The organism is uncultured Polaribacter sp. (genome assembly GCF_947503875.1).
GTDB lineage: Bacteria > Bacteroidota > Bacteroidia > Flavobacteriales > Flavobacteriaceae > Polaribacter.
Map to the genome: position 1 here is coordinate 395,300 of NZ_CANNFH010000001.1, position 16,684 is coordinate 411,983.

The following is a 16,684-nucleotide window of genomic DNA, read 5'->3' on the forward strand; positions in this document are numbered from 1 at the left end:
TTACAAATCTTCTAATAGCAGCAAATATAGGTTTTTTGTGTTACTGTTTCCGTAGTTTAAAAAATTATCCTCATTTTTCTGAGTACTATAGTTTTTTACAGCAGAAATATTGGTTGGTAAGTTGTTTTTAGCGTTGGTTTTAATTCCTGTTAAGCCTTCACCTGTATTTTTAACTAACTGGCTCGTGGTTGCAAAAACAATAAAGTTTTCTGATAACTCTGATAATTTTGTGCTTTTTAACTGATTGGAAGAGAATAATATATCTCCATGATCTGAAATTAAGTGTTCACAAGTTGTTAAAAATGGTAATGATTTGGAGTTTGTTTTTGTAGTTTTTATGTTTTTACTGTTTATAAATTTAAGTAAATCATCATTTCTTACAAATAACTCTTTCCAATTATTTTCTATTAAAATTTTTGCAATATTTTCTTTAACTTCCGCTTGCTTTTGGCAATACAAGAATTTTCCTCCTTTGTCGATAAAATTATGAACAAAAAGGTCATCTAAAGAAAGCTTTACTTCTTGTCTTTGAATTTCTTGAGTTTCCTTAATAGGTAAATTGAAAAGTTTTTTTAAAAAATCCATTTTATTGATTAAAAAGCACTAATTATTCTCCAGATTTTTTATCAACTGCTGTAGCGCTTATTTCTTCTTCAACTTTTTTGTCCTCCTTTACTTCGATTTCCAGTTCTTCAAAAGGTCTTTTACCAAATATTTTTAAAAGATCATCCTTAAAAATAACTTCTTTTTCTAGCAATAGCTCTGCCAAGGTTGTTAATTTTTCTTTGTTTTCTTCTAATATTTGTATGGCTCTGTCATATTGCGCTTCTATCATTTTAGAAATCTCAGAATCTATTTTCTTTGCAGTATCGTCACTATAAGGTTTTACAAAAGCATCATTACCAGAAGAGTCATAGTAGGTTATGTTTCCAACCTCATCATTTAAACCGTAAACGGTTACCATAGCTCTTGCTTGTTTTGTAACTTTTTCTAAATCACTTAACGCTCCTGTAGAAATTTTATTAAAGATAATTTTTTCTGCGGCTCTACCTCCTAAAGTAGCACACATTTCATCTAACATTTGTTCTGTTTGTACAATCATTCTTTCTGCTGGCAAATACCAAGCAGCTCCTAAAGATTGTCCTCTAGGTACAATAGTAACTTTTACCAAAGGTGCAGCATGTTCTAACATCCAACTTATGGTAGCATGACCTGCTTCATGAAAAGCAATTACCTTTTTTTCTTTAGGTGTAATTACTTTATTTTTCTTTTCTAAACCACCTACAATTCTATCTACAGCATCTAAAAAATCTTGGTGATGTATAGATTTTTTACTTTGTCTTGCCGCAATAAGTGCAGACTCGTTACACATATTTGCAATATCTGCCCCAGAAAAACCAGGAGTTTGTTGTGCTAAGAATTCTAAATTAACATCATCAGCCAATTTAAGAGGTTTAATGTGAACTTCAAAAATTTGTTTTCTTTCGTTAATATTAGGAAGGTCTACATAAATTTGTCTGTCAAATCTACCTGCACGCATTAAAGCACTATCTAAAACATCTGCTCTGTTTGTTGCAGCAATAACAATTACATTGGTATCTGTGCCAAAACCGTCCATTTCCGTTAACAATTGGTTTAACGTGTTTTCACGTTCATCGTTTCCACCTGTCATGCTATTTTTACCTCTTGCTCTACCAATAGCATCAATTTCATCAATAAAAATAATAGAAGGTGATTTTTGTGCTGCTTGTTTAAATAAATCTCTAACTCTAGAAGCACCTACACCTACAAACATCTCTACAAAATCTGAACCAGATAAAGAGAAAAAAGGAACACCAGCTTCTCCTGCTACTGCTTTGGCTAATAAAGTTTTACCAGTTCCTGGAGGACCTACTAATAATGCGCCTTTTGGTATTTTACCTCCTAAAGATGTATATTTCTCTGGATTTTTTAAGAAATCTACAATTTCTTGTACTTCTTCTTTTGCACCCTCTAAACCGGCTACGTTTTCAAAAGTTGTTTTTACTTTAGTGTCTTTATCAAATAATTTAGCTTTAGATTTTCCAATGCTAAATATTTGTCCACCACCTCCTGCACCAGCGCCACCACCAGACATTCTTCTCATAAAGAACAACCAAATAGCAATAAGTATGATGAATGGTAAAAGTCCTAAGATAGTGTCAAACATGCTGGTTTGACTCTCGTTTTTTAAATCGAAGCTTAAATCGTTTTCAGCTCTAGCTTTCTCTAAATCATTTTCAAAGTTTTGAAGATCTCCAAAATTATATTCATAAAGAGAAGCTCCTGGTCTGTAAAAAGCAGAGTTTTTAAGTTTTTGATATTTGGCTTTTTTCATAGCCTCATCTTTAATAAAAATCTGTGCTATGTTTTTATTTACAACAATAATTTTTTGAATATCATTTTCTCTTAACACTTCAGCAAATTCATTTTTAGAAATGCTTTTAGTTGCTAAGTCTCCACTGCTAAAAAACTGAAAACCAATTATTAATAAAAATATTGCGCCGTAAATCCAATACGCATTAAATTTAAATTTAGGTATATTGTTGTTGCTATTTTCTTTATTAGATTTGTTCATTTTTAATCAATAACTTTTTTAAATAATTGTTTAAGCTGGTGTAATCTGTGTAATTTTTGCATCACCCCAAAGGCTTTCGATGTCATAAAATTCTCTAATGTGTTTCTGAAAAACATGCACTGCAATGTTTACATAATCCATTAAAATCCATTCAGAATTTCCTTGCCCTTCTATATGCCATGGCTTGTCTTTAAGTTGCTTACTTACCAACTTTTGTACAGAACCAGAAATTGCGTTTACCTGTGTGTTAGAATTACCAGAGCAAATTATAAAATAATCACACACGGTATTTTCTATTTCTCGTAAGTCTAGTAATTGAATATCTTCTCCTTTAACTTCTTCAATTCCTTGAATAATAACAGCGATTAAATCGTCTGAGCTTACTTGTTTATTAATCATTAATTTAATTCTAATTTAAACGCAAAGTTATTGTTTTTTTATCATTATTTTGCGTATTATTAAACTACTTTACACTTTATTTAACAGTTGAAAATAATCAAACTTAATGCCACGGATTCTACTAATTCTTTTTTAAAGAAATTAGAAAAGAATATGACCTTAGAAAACTTTACGGTTATAGTTACAGATATGCAACTAAAAGGCAAAGGGCAACAAGACAGTGTTTGGCTTTCTGAACCTTATAAAAACTTAACATTTAGTGTTTTAATTTATTTCTCAGATCTATTATTACGAAATGCAAATTTTTTAAATTTTGCCATTTCCGCTGCTATTTTTGATGTTTTAGAGAAAGAAAATATACCTAATTTAAAAATTAAATGGCCTAACGACATTCTGTCAGCAAATCAAAAAATATGCGGAGTATTACTAGAAAATAATTTTAAGGGTGTAAAAATACGATCGTCTGTTGTTGGTATTGGCTTAAATGTAAACCAAACAGGATTTTCAAAAAAATTAAATAAAGTAAGTTCTTTAAAGTTAATTGCTAATAAAGAATTTAATTTGGATTTACTTTTACATAAATTGATAAAAAAAATACAAGAAAATATAACTTTATTAAATGCTAAAAGGTTTAAGTTGTTAGAAAATAAATACATGAACAATCTATATAAAAAAAACACTGCCACTATGTTTAAAGATAGCAACAATGTTGTGTTTATGGGGATAATTGTTGGTGTATCCCATTCAGGAAAACTTCAAATAGAGTTAGAGAATGGTATGATAAAAGAATACGGAATTAAGGAAATCGCCTTCCTTTAAATTTTTTCAATATTTTCTGTTAATGTAGTTACAAATTTGGTTAATGGTTTTTTAATCATCATTGCCATCATTGCATTAAACTCACCATCAAACTTTAAAGTAACACTTGTTTTATTCGTTTCTATTGCATTAAAATCTGCAGCCAAAGTAAAAGGTAATTTGCTACTAGCAGCACCTAAGATAATACTAGAAAAAGGTGTTTTGTCTTTTAATACCAATCTAATTTCTGGCATACCTGGCAGTCCAAAAAGAAAAGAGTCGCCATCAACTTCAAATTTATTGATGTTTTCGGGCATAATTTTTCCAAAATTATTTAAATCACTAAAAAAATTAAATGTTTCTTCCTGCGTTTTATGCAGAGTAACTGTACTTCCTTCAATATTCATTTTTATCTATTTTTATTGTTGCCAAGTGCTTGGGCTTTCTCGCCATTCTTGTAATAACAAAACTTCTTTCTCAGAAATGTAGTTGCTATCTAAAGCTTGTTCTAGTAGGTTGTTGTAGTTGCTTAATGTAACTAAATCTAAATTTTTAGTTTTAAAATTCTCTCTAGCAATATCAAAACCATATGAAAAGATAGCCACCATACCTTTAACAACTGCGCCCGCTTCTTTTAATGCATCAACTGCATTTAAACTACTATTTCCTGTGCTAATTAAATCTTCTATAACAACCACATTTTGTCCACTTTCTAAATGACCTTCAATCTGGTTTTTACGTCCGTGTTTTTTTGGTTCTGGCCTTACATATATAAAAGGTACGCCTAATTCTTGCGCCACTAATACACCAATAGCAATTGCACCAGTTGCAACACCAGCAATAACGTCTGGTTTGCCATATTCTTTTTCTACTATTTTAGCCATTTCTTCTTTTAAGAAAACACGCACAGGTGGGTAAGAAAGTGTAACTCTATTGTCGCAATAAATGGGAGATTTCCATCCAGAAGCCCAATTAAAAGGCTCACTAGGGTTCAACTTAATCGCTTTTACTTGCAGTAAAAGTTCAGCAGTTTTTTTTGCAGTATCTTTGTTCAAAATCATAGCGCAAATGTATAAAGTTTTTGTAAATGATAAACCAATAATTGTTACTTCTTCTCAACAAAAAGATAATAACTTTCCTGTTTATATTCTTAAAAATATTGTATTCGAAGAAATTGTATATAAATTAAAGAATAATTTATTAGAAGGAGTAAACTTGTATGTGCAAGATTTGGATGCAGGTTGGCAACAGTTGTTACAGAATATAAAAGTTGTTTCTGCTGCTGGTGGTTTGGTGCTAAATGATAAAAAAGAAGTCCTTTTTATTTTTAGAAATGGTACTTGGGATTTACCTAAAGGAAGAATCGAAAAAGGAGAAGCAATAGAAGAAACAGCGGTTAGGGAAGTAGAAGAGGAGTGTGGTATTCAGAATTTAAAATTAATAGCGTCTTTAATAACTACTTATCACGTTTATTTTGAAGAGAAAATTAAATTGAAAGAAACCTTTTGGTTTTTAATGAGTTCTAATTTTAAAGGTAAATTAATTCCTCAGTTAGAGGAAGGTATTACAGAAGTTGGTTTTAAAAGTACAGCAGAAATTACAAAAGCTTTGCAAAATTCTTACAAGAACATAGAATTGGTTTATGATACTTACCTAAAAATGTAGTTTTCTCGAAAAACATTCTATCTTTGCCGACTTGTAAAAAAGATCACCAAAATATTATGACTGAGTTTATTAAAAAAATTACACCCAACGCAAAAGATGATGTCTTAGCAGGTATTACAGTATCATTAGCTATGATTCCAGAAGTAGTTGCCTTTGCTTTTGTGGCACAAATAGATCCATTAATGGCGCTTTCGGGTGCGTTTATCATCGGTTTAATTACAGCTGTTTTTGGTGGTAGACCAGGTTTAATATCTGGTGCGGCAGGTGCTGTAGCTGTTATTTTTGTAACGATGATTGCAGAAGGCCACACAAAAGGGATGCTTTTTGATACACCAATAGACAATATGGGTTTCTTTTATTTAATGGCGTGCGTTATTTTAATGGGAGTGATACAGATTTTAGCCGGAGTTTTAAAAATAGGAAAGTTTGTTCGTTTAATTCCTCATTCTGTTATGATGGGCTTCGTAAACGGATTAGCAATCGTTATTTTTTGGGCACAAGTAAAAATGTTTTCACACAAGAGCTTACAAGTTTCTTCAGAAGGTGTAAAAGAGTATGTAAGTACATTTATGCAAGGTACAGAATTGTATATTATGTTAGGTTTAGTAGGGTTAACTATGGCAATTATTTGGTTACTACCAAAACTTACAAAAAAAATACCTGCTGCTTTAACGGCAATTTTAGTTACAACTTTAGTTGTTGTTTTTTCCGGTATAGAGGTTTCAACAGTTGGTTCTTATATTATTGAAGGTGGTGGTACAGGTTTAAAAGGCGAATTTCCAACACCAAACACAGATCTTTGGAGTAATTTGCCATTTAATATGGATACTTTAATGTTTATTTTACCCTATGCATTTTTAGCAGCTTCTGTTGGTTTAATAGAGTCTTTAATGACTATGAATTTAGTAGATGAACTTACAGAAACTAGAGGAAACGGAAATAGAGAATGTGTTGCACAAGGTGCAGGAAATATTTTAAGCGGTCTTTTTGGAGGTACAGGTGGTTGTGGAATGATTGGACAAACCGTAATTAATATTAATGCTGGTGGTAGAGGACGTTTATCTGGAATAATGATGGCTTTAACTTTATTAACCTTTATTCTTTTTACAGATAAATTAATAGAGCAAGTACCTATTGCAGCTTTGGTTGGCGTAATGTTTATGATGGTTATAGAAACGTTTGCTTGGTCTAGTTTTAGAATTTTAAAGAAAATACCAAAATCAGATGCTTTTGTTTTAATTGTGGTTTCTTCGGTTACTGTAATTTACGATTTAGCAATTGCTGTTTTTGTGGGTGTAATTATTTCTGCTTTAGCTTTTGCCTGGGAAAATGCTAAGAAAATTAGAGCTAGAAAACGTTACAAAGCAGACGGAACTAAAATTTATGAAATTTGGGGACCACTTTTCTTTGGAAGTATTACTGCTTTTAACGAAAAATTTGATGTAAAAACAGATCCAGAAAATGTGGAAATTGATTTTGTAGAGGCGCGTATTTCAGATCATTCTGCAATAGAAGCTATTTTTGGTTTGGTAGGTAAATACCATGAAGCAGGAAAAAAAATCACTTTAAAACATTTAAGTGAAGACTGTAAATTGTTGTTATATAAATCTAGTCCTATTTTTAAAGATATTATTGTAGAGGATATTGACGATCCTCGTTATCATTTGGCAGCAAATCCAGAAGAATTTCCAAAACCTTTGGGAGAATACAAGTTTTAAATTAATTTAGATATACTAAAAATCCAAGATGAAAATCTTGGATTTTTTTGTTTATACCAAACCTTCATCGATTAAAGGTAAACTTCTGTAGCGTTTGCCAGTTGCATTAAAAATAGCGTTACAAATGGCAGGTGCAATTACAGGTACACCAGGCTCGCCAACTCCTGTTGGTGGTTCTTGCATTTTATCTAAAATATTTACATGAATGTTTGGTGCGTCTTTCATGCGTGTCATTTGGTAATCATAGAAGTTGTTTTGTTGCACAGCACCGTTTTCTGTAGAAATTTTACCAAACAAAGCTAAAGACATTCCAAAAATTGCGGCTCCTTCTAACTGATTTTTAATATTGTCTTTATTTAATGCCAAACCACAGTCTATACTCGTCCAAATATTTTCGACTTTCACTTTTTTACTTTTTACGGAAACTTCCACGATAGTGGCAACATAACTGTAAAAACTATAATGAATAGCAACACCAATTCCGTGATTTTCGGGTAAACTTTTACCCCAATTTGCCATTTTAGCCGTTTCTTTTAAAACCGTTTTCATTCGCGCAGCATCATAAGGAAAATCAGATTTTCCTTTTACAAGTCTATCTTTACCTATAAGTTCTAAGTGTAGTTTAATTGGGTCTTTTTTAGACGCAAAAGCCAATTCGTCAACAAAACAATTATTACCAAAAGCACTATGAATATGCACTACAGAACGCAGCCAACCAATTCTTAAATTAGCTTCTGCTTTTACATTTTCTAATCTAAAATTGTCTAGTAAATAAGGGTTATTAGTAAAACCTTGTCCAAGTTCAAAACCAGATGCATAGTCAGATAAAGGCTTAAAAGAAGACACAATAGAAGGGAAACCAACTCTTTGCAACCAACCCGTAATTTTGCCATTTTTGTCTACACCACCTTTTAAATATTGTGCGCTTGCAGCGTGATAAAAACTATGCTGCACATCATCTTCACGCGACCAAACCACTTGCACAGGTGCATTAATTTTTTTAGAAATAGCAACTGCTTCCACCACAAAATCAGATTTTGATTTTCTGCCAAAACCACCACCTAAAAACGTAACATTTATGGTGATATTTTCTATTGGAATTTCAAAAAAGTGAGCCAACTCACTTCTAGCCGTTTGTGGGTCTTGCACAGGCGCCCAAACTTCAATTTTATCTTTTTGAAACCAAGCAGTTGCGTTTGGCACTTCCATTGGTGCATGCACTAAAAAAGGAACATTATAAGTTGCTTCTATAGTCTGTTCTGCACTTTTAAAAGCAGCATTTACATTGCCATAACTTCCAGGAACTAATTTGCCTTTTTCTTGAACTCTTTGAGTGATTGTTTTTTTGAATTCTTCCGAATTAAAATGCTCATTTTTGCCATAATTCCACTCTATTTTTAGATCTAATTTTGCTTGAAAAGCAGACCAAGTATTGTTAGCAATAACTGCAACTCCACCTAACATACCAAAAAATTTTCCTGTTGGTGGCTTTAATCTTTCTAGTGCTATAATTTCAGAAACACCAGCTACTTTTTCAGCTTTCGATTTATCAAAACTCTTAACTGTACCAAAAGTTACAGGACATCTTGCAATTGCAGCAAATTTTAAACCGGGTATTCTAACGTCAATTCCGTAAGTTGCTTTTCCTGTGGTAAATGCCTCTAAATCTACACTTTTTAGTTTTTTACCAATAAACTTAAAATCTTCAACTTTTTTAAGTTGTATGTCTTTTTCTGAAGGAATTTCTAATGCAGCAGCACTTTCCACTAAATCCCCAAAGAATATTTTTTCTTTTGTGCTTTTATTAATAATAAAGTGGTTTTCTGCATAACATTCATTTGCAGCAATATTCCATTTTTTAGAGGCTGCAGTAATTAGCATCATTTTTGCTAAAGCACCCATTTTACGCATTGGCTCTAACCTTGTTCTTACACTTCTAGAACCATCAGTATTTTGATTTCCATATTTTTCGTGCCCAATTGCTTGGTCAACTTTTATATATTTCCAATCTGCTTCCAATTCATCTGCAATAGCAGAAGCTAAAGAGGTTTTTATGCCTTGCCCCATTTCAGATCGTGAAGAAATTAAAGTAACCAAACCATCCTTTGTAATTTGTACAAATAAATTTGGCTGAAAAGTACCTGCTATTTTAGGTATAAAATCTTTTTTATCACTAGAAACAGCACATCCTAAAATAATTCCGCCAGAAGCCAAACCAAATAATTTCACAAAATCTCTTCTATTTATTTTTTTGATTTTGCTCATATCGCTTCATTTTTAAGTGAAACAGCTTTGTGTATTGCTTTTCTAATCCTAGTGTAGGTGCCACATCTACAAATATTAGCACTCATAAAAGTATCAATATCTTTATCAGTTGGTTTTTCTATGGTATTTAAAAGTGCGGTTGCAGCAATTAATTGTCCAGATTGGCAATAACCACATTGGGGCACATTTCCATCATCCCAAGCCTTTCTTAAATATTCTAAATTTTTAGAAGTACCTTCTATGGTTAAAATTTCTTTATCAATAACTTCTTCCAAAGAAATACTGCAAGATTTGGTTAGTTTTCCGTTAACTAAAACAGAGCAGGCACCACATTGTGCAACACCACAGCCAAATTTTGTACCTGTTAAACCCACAAAATCACGAATTGCCCAAAGTAATGGCATCTCTTTTTCTGCTACTATTTCGTAAGCTTTATTATTGATAGTTATATTAATTTTCACGACTAAAAATTTAGAAATACAAGTTACGAATAAAAAAAAAATTAAGAAATCTTTTTAACCTTTTAACATAAATTAGAATTAATTTAGATATTCATAAATCAATAATGAAAAAACTTAAAAGTATTCAATTTAAAGTAGCTAGTCCTTTTGTAAATATGGGGCCAATAAAATTACGACAGCCATTGCCAACTCAAGGCATAGAAAACGTAGATCCCTTTTTATTATTGCATCATTATGGGCCTTATGCCATTTCAGAATTTAACAATCCGTTTGATTTAGGCCCACATCCACACAGAGGTTTTGAGCCTATAACCTTACTTTTTAAAGGCGAACAATTGCACAGAGATTCTTTGGGCAATGAAATGGTTGTAAAAGAAGGTGGCGTACAATGGACAACAGCAGGAAGAGGAATTATACATGCAGAAGCACCTACAAAGGAATTTGTAAAAAAAGGAGGCGATTTAGAAGGCATACAATTGTGGTTAAATTTACCCGCTAAAAATAAAATGATGCCACCAAACTATCAGCATTTAGAAGACGAACAAATTCCTAAGCTTTTTTCTGACAATCAGAAATTTCAATTAAATATTATTGCAGGACAGCAACAAGAAATATTTGGTAAAATTCAAACCCAAACTGCCGTAAATGTTTTTACTGCTAAAGCAGATGAAAATGGCGAAATGGAAATTGAAATACCAGAAAATCATCAATCTTTAGTGTACCTTTTAGAAGGCGAAATTGAAGTGAATAAAACCGATAAATTAAAGAAAGGAAAGCAGCAAATGTTGGTTTTTAATCAAGACGGAAATACAATTCATGTAAAAGCAATAGAAAAAGCATCAATTTTAATTTTATCAGGAGCACCAATCAACGAAAAAGTTACACAATATGGTCCTTATGTAATGAACACGCAAACCGAAATTTTAGAAGCAATGCGAGATTATCAAGCAGGAAAAATGGGGTATTTGTATTAATATTTGGGCGTTCCTTTATCCTGAAAACGTTCAGGACCAAGGGCGTGCTTTCCATTATATCTTTTTTCTAAAACCCTGAAGAAAATTCAGGGTCTCATAAAAAAGGATGCCATTGCAATCACTAACGCAAAAGCTAAGCAATTTAAAACATAACTTTAGGTATTTTAAAATAGCATACAAATCAACCTAACAATTTATAAATAATAGTTATAACAAAATGAGACCCTGAAACGAGTGCAGGGTTGTAAATAAGTTTACAATGAAAAAAACAATTCACAAAGCAAACACAAGAGGATTAGCAAATCACGGTTGGTTAAAATCGTATCATACGTTTAGTTTTGCAAGATATCAAAATCCAGAACGTATGAATTTTGGTATGCTACGTGTTTTAAACGACGATTTAGTGCAACCAAATATGGGTTTTGGCACGCATCCGCATAAAAATATGGAAATTATTTCGATACCAATTTCTGGCGCACTTTCTCATAAAGATAGTATGGGAAATAAACGAGCGATAGAAGTTGGAGAAGTGCAAGTTATGAGTGCAGGAACAGGTGTAACACATTCAGAATTTAACGATTCTAAAACAGAGCCTACCAATTTTTTACAACTATGGATTTTCCCAGAACAAGATGATGTAGCACCATATTATAATCAAAAAAAATTTCCTGTAGAAGACAGGAAAAATAAATTTCAAACGGTAGTTGCTCCAAGAGATAAACAAATAAAGGGTGCTTTGCCAATTCATCAACAAGCCTATATTTCTTTAATTGATTTAGATGAAAATTTTGAAATAGATTATGAATTGAAAAATGGAGCTTATTTCTTTTTAATTGAAGGAGCAGTTCTGGTGGCAGACGAAAAATTAGAAGAAAGAGATGCAGTAGGAATTGAAGACGTTGAAAAAGTAATTGTAAAAGCTACTAAAAACAGTAAATTATTGGTAGTTGATGTTCCTATGATTTAGCATTTATCACTTGACAATCAATTTAGCCATAAGTTTTAGCTTTTTAATTAAGCTAAGATTTATGGCTTTTTTAATCTCAAAAAATAAGGTTACCTTGCAAATTGCTATGCATGCATAGTAAATTAGTTTTCTTGGTAAACTTATATTAAGAAATATTTTCAATTCTATCTTAAAAACCCGTAAAAGATGACCAAATACAAACATATTTTTGAACCTTTAGATTTAGGTTTTACCACCTTAAAAAATAGAATTTTAATGGGTTCTATGCATACAGGTTTAGAAGAAGAAAAAAACGGAATTGAAAGAATTGCCACCTATTATGCAGAAAGAGCAAAAGGTGGTATAGGTTTAATTGTTACAGGTGGTATTGCTCCAAATATACAAGGCTGGACTGCACCTTTTGCTGCAAGAATGTCTACAAAAAAGCATGCCAAACATCATCAAAAAATAACAGCAGCAGTGCATAATGCAGGTGGTAAAATTTGCATGCAAATTTTACATTCTGGTAGATATGGTTATCATCCTTTTAATGTAGCGCCTTCAAAAATAAAAGCACCAATAAATCGGTTTTCGCCTTTTGAATTAAAAGAATCTGGGATAAAAAGAACAATCAAAGACTTTGTAAATTCTGCAGAACTAGCCAAATTAGCAGGTTATGATGGTGTAGAAATTATGGGATCAGAAGGCTATTTAATCAATCAATTTATAGCAAAAAGAACCAATAAAAGAACAGATGATTGGGGAGGAACCTATGAAAACAGAATGCGTTTGCCTATTGAATTGGTAAAACAAACAAGAGCAGCAGTTGGTAAAGAATTTATTATCATCTACAGACTTTCTATGTTAGATTTGGTAGAAAAAGGCTCTTCTTGGGAAGAAGTTGTACAATTAGGCAAAGCAATTGAAAAAGCAGGTGCAACAATTATAAATACAGGTATTGGTTGGCATGAAGCAAGAATACCAACCATTGCAACATCTGTACCTAGAGCTGCTTTTACTTGGGTAACTAAAAAAATGAAAGAAGAATTAACAATTCCGTTAATTACTTCTAACAGAATTAATATGCCAGAAACGGCAGAGAAAATTTTGGCAGAAGGTGATGCAGATATGATTTCTATGGCAAGACCTTTTTTAGCAGATCCAAATTGGGTAAATAAAGCTAAAGAAGATAAAGCAGACGAAATTAATACCTGTATTGGTTGTAATCAGGCGTGTTTAGATCATGTTTTTCAGCAGAAAGTAGCCAGTTGTTTGGTAAATCCTAGAGCTTGCCACGAAACAGAATTAAATTATAACCTTACAGAAAACAAAAAGAAATTGGCCGTTATTGGAGCAGGACCTGCAGGTTTAGCAGCAGCTACAATTGCTGCGCAAAGAGGGCATAAGGTTACTTTATTTGATGCAAGTTCTGCAATTGGTGGTCAATTTAATATGGCAAAACAAATTCCTGGTAAAGAAGAGTTTTATGAAACCATTAGGTATTTTAACAAACAAATTGAATTGCATGATGTAGATTTAAAATTAAATACTAAAATTAATTTAGAAGACTTACAAAACTCAGATTTTGATGAAATAATTTTAGCTACAGGAATAAAACCACGTGAATTAAAAATAGAGGGTATAGATAATGAAAAAGTAGTAAGCTATATTGATGTGTTAAAACATAAAAAGCCAATTGGTAAGCGAGTTGCTGTAATTGGAGCAGGCGGAATTGGTTTTGACGTTTCTGAATATTTATCGCATGAAGGAGAATCTACCTCACAAAATATTGATGCTTGGTTGCAAGAATGGGGAATTGATAAAACGTTAGAAGCCAGAGCAGGAATAGAAGGTTTAAAACCACAATTTCATAAATCTGCTAGAGAAATCTTTATGTTTAAAAGAAGTGCAGGTAAGTTTGGTGGTAATTTGGGTAAAACAACAGGTTGGATTCATCGTACGAATTTGAAAAAGAAAAACGTTCAGTTTATAGGAGAAGTTGCTTACACAAAAATAGATGACCTAGGTTTGCATTATATTCAAAATGAAGAGAATAAAGTTTTAGAAGTAGATCATATCGTTATTTGTGCAGGTCAAGTTCCGTTTAAAGAATTATATCAACCACTATTAGATTTAGGTAAAAAAGTACACGTAATTGGCGGCGCAGATTTTGCTGGAGAATTAGATGCGAAAAGAGCTATAAATCAGGGTGCAAGATTGGCATCAACATTGTAATAGTTTAACTATTTTTGTAACTTAAATTTAATAAAATGAGAAACTATTTATTTCTACTGATACTTTTTGTTGTTTCTACAATAAATGGGCAACAACAACCAGAATTACCAAAATACAATGCAAAAAACGCAGCAAAACTATTTTATTACAATTTAACAGAGGCTCCTGAGAAAATAAAAGTTAAAAAAAAGGCCTTAAAAAGCAAAACAGTGGCTGCCTTAAGAAACTACAACAATAAAATTAAAAAGATATCTTTTTTAAATACGCCTAAACTTACAGAATTAGAGGTAACCATAAATACTTTAGGGAAACAATTATATTCCGATAGAGATTTAGCCGAGAATATTAAAGAAAGAGTAGAAAAACTAATTTTACCGCTTAGAGATAGTGTAAATAGTTATGAAACTACTTTAAACGATACTTTACAAACTTTTTTATCTAAAAAGCAATTTAAAAAATGGTTGAAATACCAAAAAGCAGAAAAAAGAAAGCTGCTACCACAAAGACCTAAACGTCCAAACCAAGGTACAGCACCACCTTCTAACATAGGCAGAGGAGGCAGAGGTCTTGGTGGTAGAGGTAGAGGATTCTAAAAATGATTTTTATCTTTATATAGTCTTATCAAATCTTTTTTGAGAACCTTGATATTTTAACGATATTTGCGCACTTAACAAAACTACTAGTACATTATGGGAATGAATAAAAATACAGTGCTTGCTTGGGCAACTTTTATTATGATATCTGTGGGTGTTGCACTTATTTGCTTAGGTGCTTTTAAATATCAAGAAGTAGCTGGGTATGGTTTTGCATCTGTAGGTGTTGGCTTTTTTGCAATTGCATGGGTTTTTAATGCATTAAAAGGTAGGGTTTAAAAAGTTTAATATTCGTTTTAAAAAATAGATTTAAAATTATAAAAGATGAGTGACGATAAGAAGGTGATTTTTTCTATGAATAAGGTTTCTAAAACCTATCAATCAACAGGAAAACAGGTTTTAAAAGATATTTATTTAAGTTTCTTTTACGGAGCTAAAATTGGTATTTTAGGTTTAAATGGCTCTGGTAAATCTACGCTTTTAAAGATTATTGCAGGCGTAGAAAAGAATTTTCAAGGAGAAGTAACGTTCTCTCCTGGTTATAAAGTTGGTTATTTAGAGCAAGAACCACAATTAGATCCAGAAAAAACAGTTTTAGAGGTTGTAAAAGAAGGGGTTGCAGAAACAGTTGCCATTTTAGATGAATACAACAAAATAAACGACATGTTTGGTTTAGAAGAAGTGTATTCTGATGCTGATAAAATGGAAAAACTAATGAATCAGCAGGCAGAATTGCAAGATAAAATTGATGCTGCCAATGCTTGGGAATTAGATACAAAACTAGAAATTGCTATGGATGCATTGCGCACACCAGATTCTGATAAAAAAGTAGGTGTACTTTCTGGAGGTGAAAAAAGACGTGTTGCTCTGTGTAGACTGCTTTTACAAGAGCCAGAAATTTTATTATTAGATGAGCCAACAAACCATTTAGATGCAGAATCTGTACATTGGTTAGAACATCATTTAGCTCAATATAAAGGAACTGTAATTGCAGTAACGCATGATAGGTATTTCTTAGATAACGTTGCAGGTTGGATTTTAGAGTTGGATAGAGGAGAAGGCATTCCTTGGAAAGGAAATTACTCTTCTTGGTTAGACCAAAAATCGAATAGAATGGCGCAAGAAAGTAAAACAGCTTCTAAACGTCAAAAAACCTTAGAAAGAGAATTAGATTGGGTAAGACAAGGTGCAAAAGGAAGACAAACCAAGCAAAAAGCCCGTTTAAAGAATTACGATAAATTAATGAGTCAAGACCAAAAAGTGGTCGATGAGAAATTAGAAATTTATATTCCAAATGGCCCACGTTTAGGAACAAATGTAATAGAAGCAACCAGCGTTTCTAAGGCTTTTGATGATAAAATTTTATATGAAAACTTAGCCTTTAATCTTCCGCAAGCGGGAATAGTAGGTATTATTGGACCAAATGGTGCTGGTAAGACTACTATTTTTAAAATGATAATGGGAGAAGAGCAACCAGATGGAGGTACTTTTAATGTGGGAGAAACTGCAAAAATTGCTTACGTAGATCAGGCACATTCAGATATTAATCCAGATAAAACTATTTGGGAAAACTTTTCTGATGGACAAGATTTGGTAATGATGGGAGGAAAACAAGTAAATTCTCGTGCCTATTTAAGTCGTTTTAATTTTTCTGGAAGCGAACAAAATAAAAAAGTAAGTACACTTTCTGGTGGAGAGAGAAACCGTTTACACTTGGCCATGACTTTAAAAGAAGAGGGTAATGTTTTGCTTTTAGATGAGCCAACAAATGATTTAGATGTAAATACATTAAGAGCATTAGAAGAAGGTTTAGAAAACTTTGCAGGTTGTGCAGTTGTAATTAGTCACGATAGGTGGTTCTTAGATAGAGTGTGTACACATATTTTGGCTTTTGAAGGCAATAGTGAAGTATATTTCTTTGAAGGATCTTTCTCTGATTACGAAGAAAATAAGAAAAAACGTTTGGGTGGAGATTTAATGCCAAAGCGAATTAAATACAAAAAATTAATAAGATAATCTTATATTTTAAAAAGC

16 protein-coding genes are annotated in these 16,684 nt (G+C 32.1%); 9 read left to right on the forward strand and 7 right to left on the reverse strand.

The features are described from left to right. The 3 genes from Q0684_RS01770 to rsfS are packed head-to-tail and all read right to left on the reverse strand — an operon-like array spanning window position 1 to window position 2,995. Entirely contained in the window at window positions 1-585 is a 585-nt protein-coding gene (locus tag Q0684_RS01770) for an LUD domain-containing protein (protein ID WP_299012309.1), read from the reverse strand. 22 nt (window positions 586-607) lie between these two features. Continuing rightward, complete coding sequence (gene ftsH, locus Q0684_RS01775; RefSeq protein ID WP_299012310.1) at window positions 608-2,596, reverse strand: ATP-dependent zinc metalloprotease FtsH; 1,989 nt, start codon at window positions 2,594-2,596, stop codon at window positions 608-610. 30 nt (window positions 2,597-2,626) lie between these two features. Then, a complete protein-coding gene (gene rsfS, locus Q0684_RS01780; protein ID WP_299012311.1) occupies window positions 2,627-2,995 on the reverse strand; it encodes a ribosome silencing factor in 369 nt (122 codons plus the stop codon). 87 nt (window positions 2,996-3,082) lie between these two features. Here rsfS and Q0684_RS01785 point away from each other — a divergent pair, with 87 nt between their 5' ends. Continuing rightward, window positions 3,083-3,814: a biotin--[acetyl-CoA-carboxylase] ligase gene (locus tag Q0684_RS01785; protein ID WP_299012312.1), complete on the forward strand. Its 732-nt coding sequence runs from the start codon at window positions 3,083-3,085 to the stop codon at window positions 3,812-3,814. Here the strand turns inward: Q0684_RS01785 and Q0684_RS01790 are convergent. Together Q0684_RS01790 and pyrE are read right to left on the reverse strand one after the other, a co-directional pair. Then, window positions 3,811-4,200, reverse strand: a complete 390-nt coding sequence (locus Q0684_RS01790; RefSeq protein WP_299012313.1) for an SRPBCC family protein — start codon at window positions 4,198-4,200, stop codon at window positions 3,811-3,813. The genes Q0684_RS01785 and Q0684_RS01790 overlap by 4 nt on opposite strands. Before the next feature lie 12 nt (window positions 4,201-4,212). Beyond that, window positions 4,213-4,854, reverse strand: a complete 642-nt coding sequence (gene pyrE, locus Q0684_RS01795) for an orotate phosphoribosyltransferase (protein ID WP_299012314.1) — start codon at window positions 4,852-4,854, stop codon at window positions 4,213-4,215. Window positions 4,855-4,861: 7 nt separating this feature from the next. Between pyrE and Q0684_RS01800 the strand changes: the two genes are divergently transcribed. Then, window positions 4,862-5,458: an NUDIX domain-containing protein gene (locus Q0684_RS01800; protein WP_299012315.1), complete on the forward strand. Its 597-nt coding sequence runs from the start codon at window positions 4,862-4,864 to the stop codon at window positions 5,456-5,458. A 56-nt stretch (window positions 5,459-5,514) separates the two neighbouring features. After that, the gene (locus Q0684_RS01805) at window positions 5,515-7,176 is read left to right on the forward strand and encodes a SulP family inorganic anion transporter (protein ID WP_299012316.1); all 1,662 of its coding nucleotides are present in this window, start codon (window positions 5,515-5,517) and stop codon (window positions 7,174-7,176) included. 51 nt (window positions 7,177-7,227) lie between these two features. On the opposite strand, the gene Q0684_RS01810 is transcribed toward Q0684_RS01805, so the two are convergent. Both Q0684_RS01810 and Q0684_RS01815 read right to left on the reverse strand, forming a co-directional pair. Further along, a complete protein-coding gene (locus Q0684_RS01810; RefSeq protein ID WP_299012317.1) occupies window positions 7,228-9,441 on the reverse strand; it encodes a molybdopterin cofactor-binding domain-containing protein in 2,214 nt (737 codons plus the stop codon). Further along, complete coding sequence (locus Q0684_RS01815; RefSeq protein WP_299012318.1) at window positions 9,438-9,902, reverse strand: (2Fe-2S)-binding protein; 465 nt, start codon at window positions 9,900-9,902, stop codon at window positions 9,438-9,440. Before Q0684_RS01815 ends, Q0684_RS01810 begins: the two co-directional genes overlap by 4 nt. A gap of 104 nt (window positions 9,903-10,006) precedes the next feature. On the opposite strand from Q0684_RS01815, the gene Q0684_RS01820 reads away from it, so the two are divergent. The 6 genes from Q0684_RS01820 to ettA all read left to right on the forward strand — a co-directional run bounded on the left by Q0684_RS01820 (window position 10,007) and on the right by ettA (window position 16,666). After that, a complete protein-coding gene (locus Q0684_RS01820) occupies window positions 10,007-10,876 on the forward strand; it encodes a pirin family protein (RefSeq protein ID WP_299012319.1) in 870 nt (289 codons plus the stop codon). 259 nt (window positions 10,877-11,135) lie between these two features. Next, a complete protein-coding gene (locus tag Q0684_RS01825) occupies window positions 11,136-11,843 on the forward strand; it encodes a pirin family protein (RefSeq protein ID WP_299012320.1) in 708 nt (235 codons plus the stop codon). Between the two features lie 186 nt (window positions 11,844-12,029). Further along, window positions 12,030-14,057 carry an NADPH-dependent 2,4-dienoyl-CoA reductase gene (locus Q0684_RS01830; protein ID WP_299012321.1) on the forward strand — a complete coding sequence of 676 codons (2,028 nt, stop codon included), beginning with the start codon at window positions 12,030-12,032 and terminating at the stop codon, window positions 14,055-14,057. A gap of 35 nt (window positions 14,058-14,092) precedes the next feature. After that, window positions 14,093-14,650 (forward strand): hypothetical protein, encoded by a 558-nt coding sequence (locus tag Q0684_RS01835; RefSeq protein WP_299012322.1) that lies wholly within the window; start codon window positions 14,093-14,095, stop codon window positions 14,648-14,650. Between the two features lie 102 nt (window positions 14,651-14,752). Then, window positions 14,753-14,929: a CAL67264 family membrane protein gene (locus tag Q0684_RS01840; RefSeq protein ID WP_299012323.1), complete on the forward strand. Its 177-nt coding sequence runs from the start codon at window positions 14,753-14,755 to the stop codon at window positions 14,927-14,929. 45 nt (window positions 14,930-14,974) lie between these two features. Further along, a complete protein-coding gene (gene ettA / locus Q0684_RS01845; RefSeq protein WP_299012324.1) occupies window positions 14,975-16,666 on the forward strand; it encodes an energy-dependent translational throttle protein EttA in 1,692 nt (563 codons plus the stop codon). The last annotated feature ends 18 nt before the right edge of the window (window positions 16,667-16,684 follow it).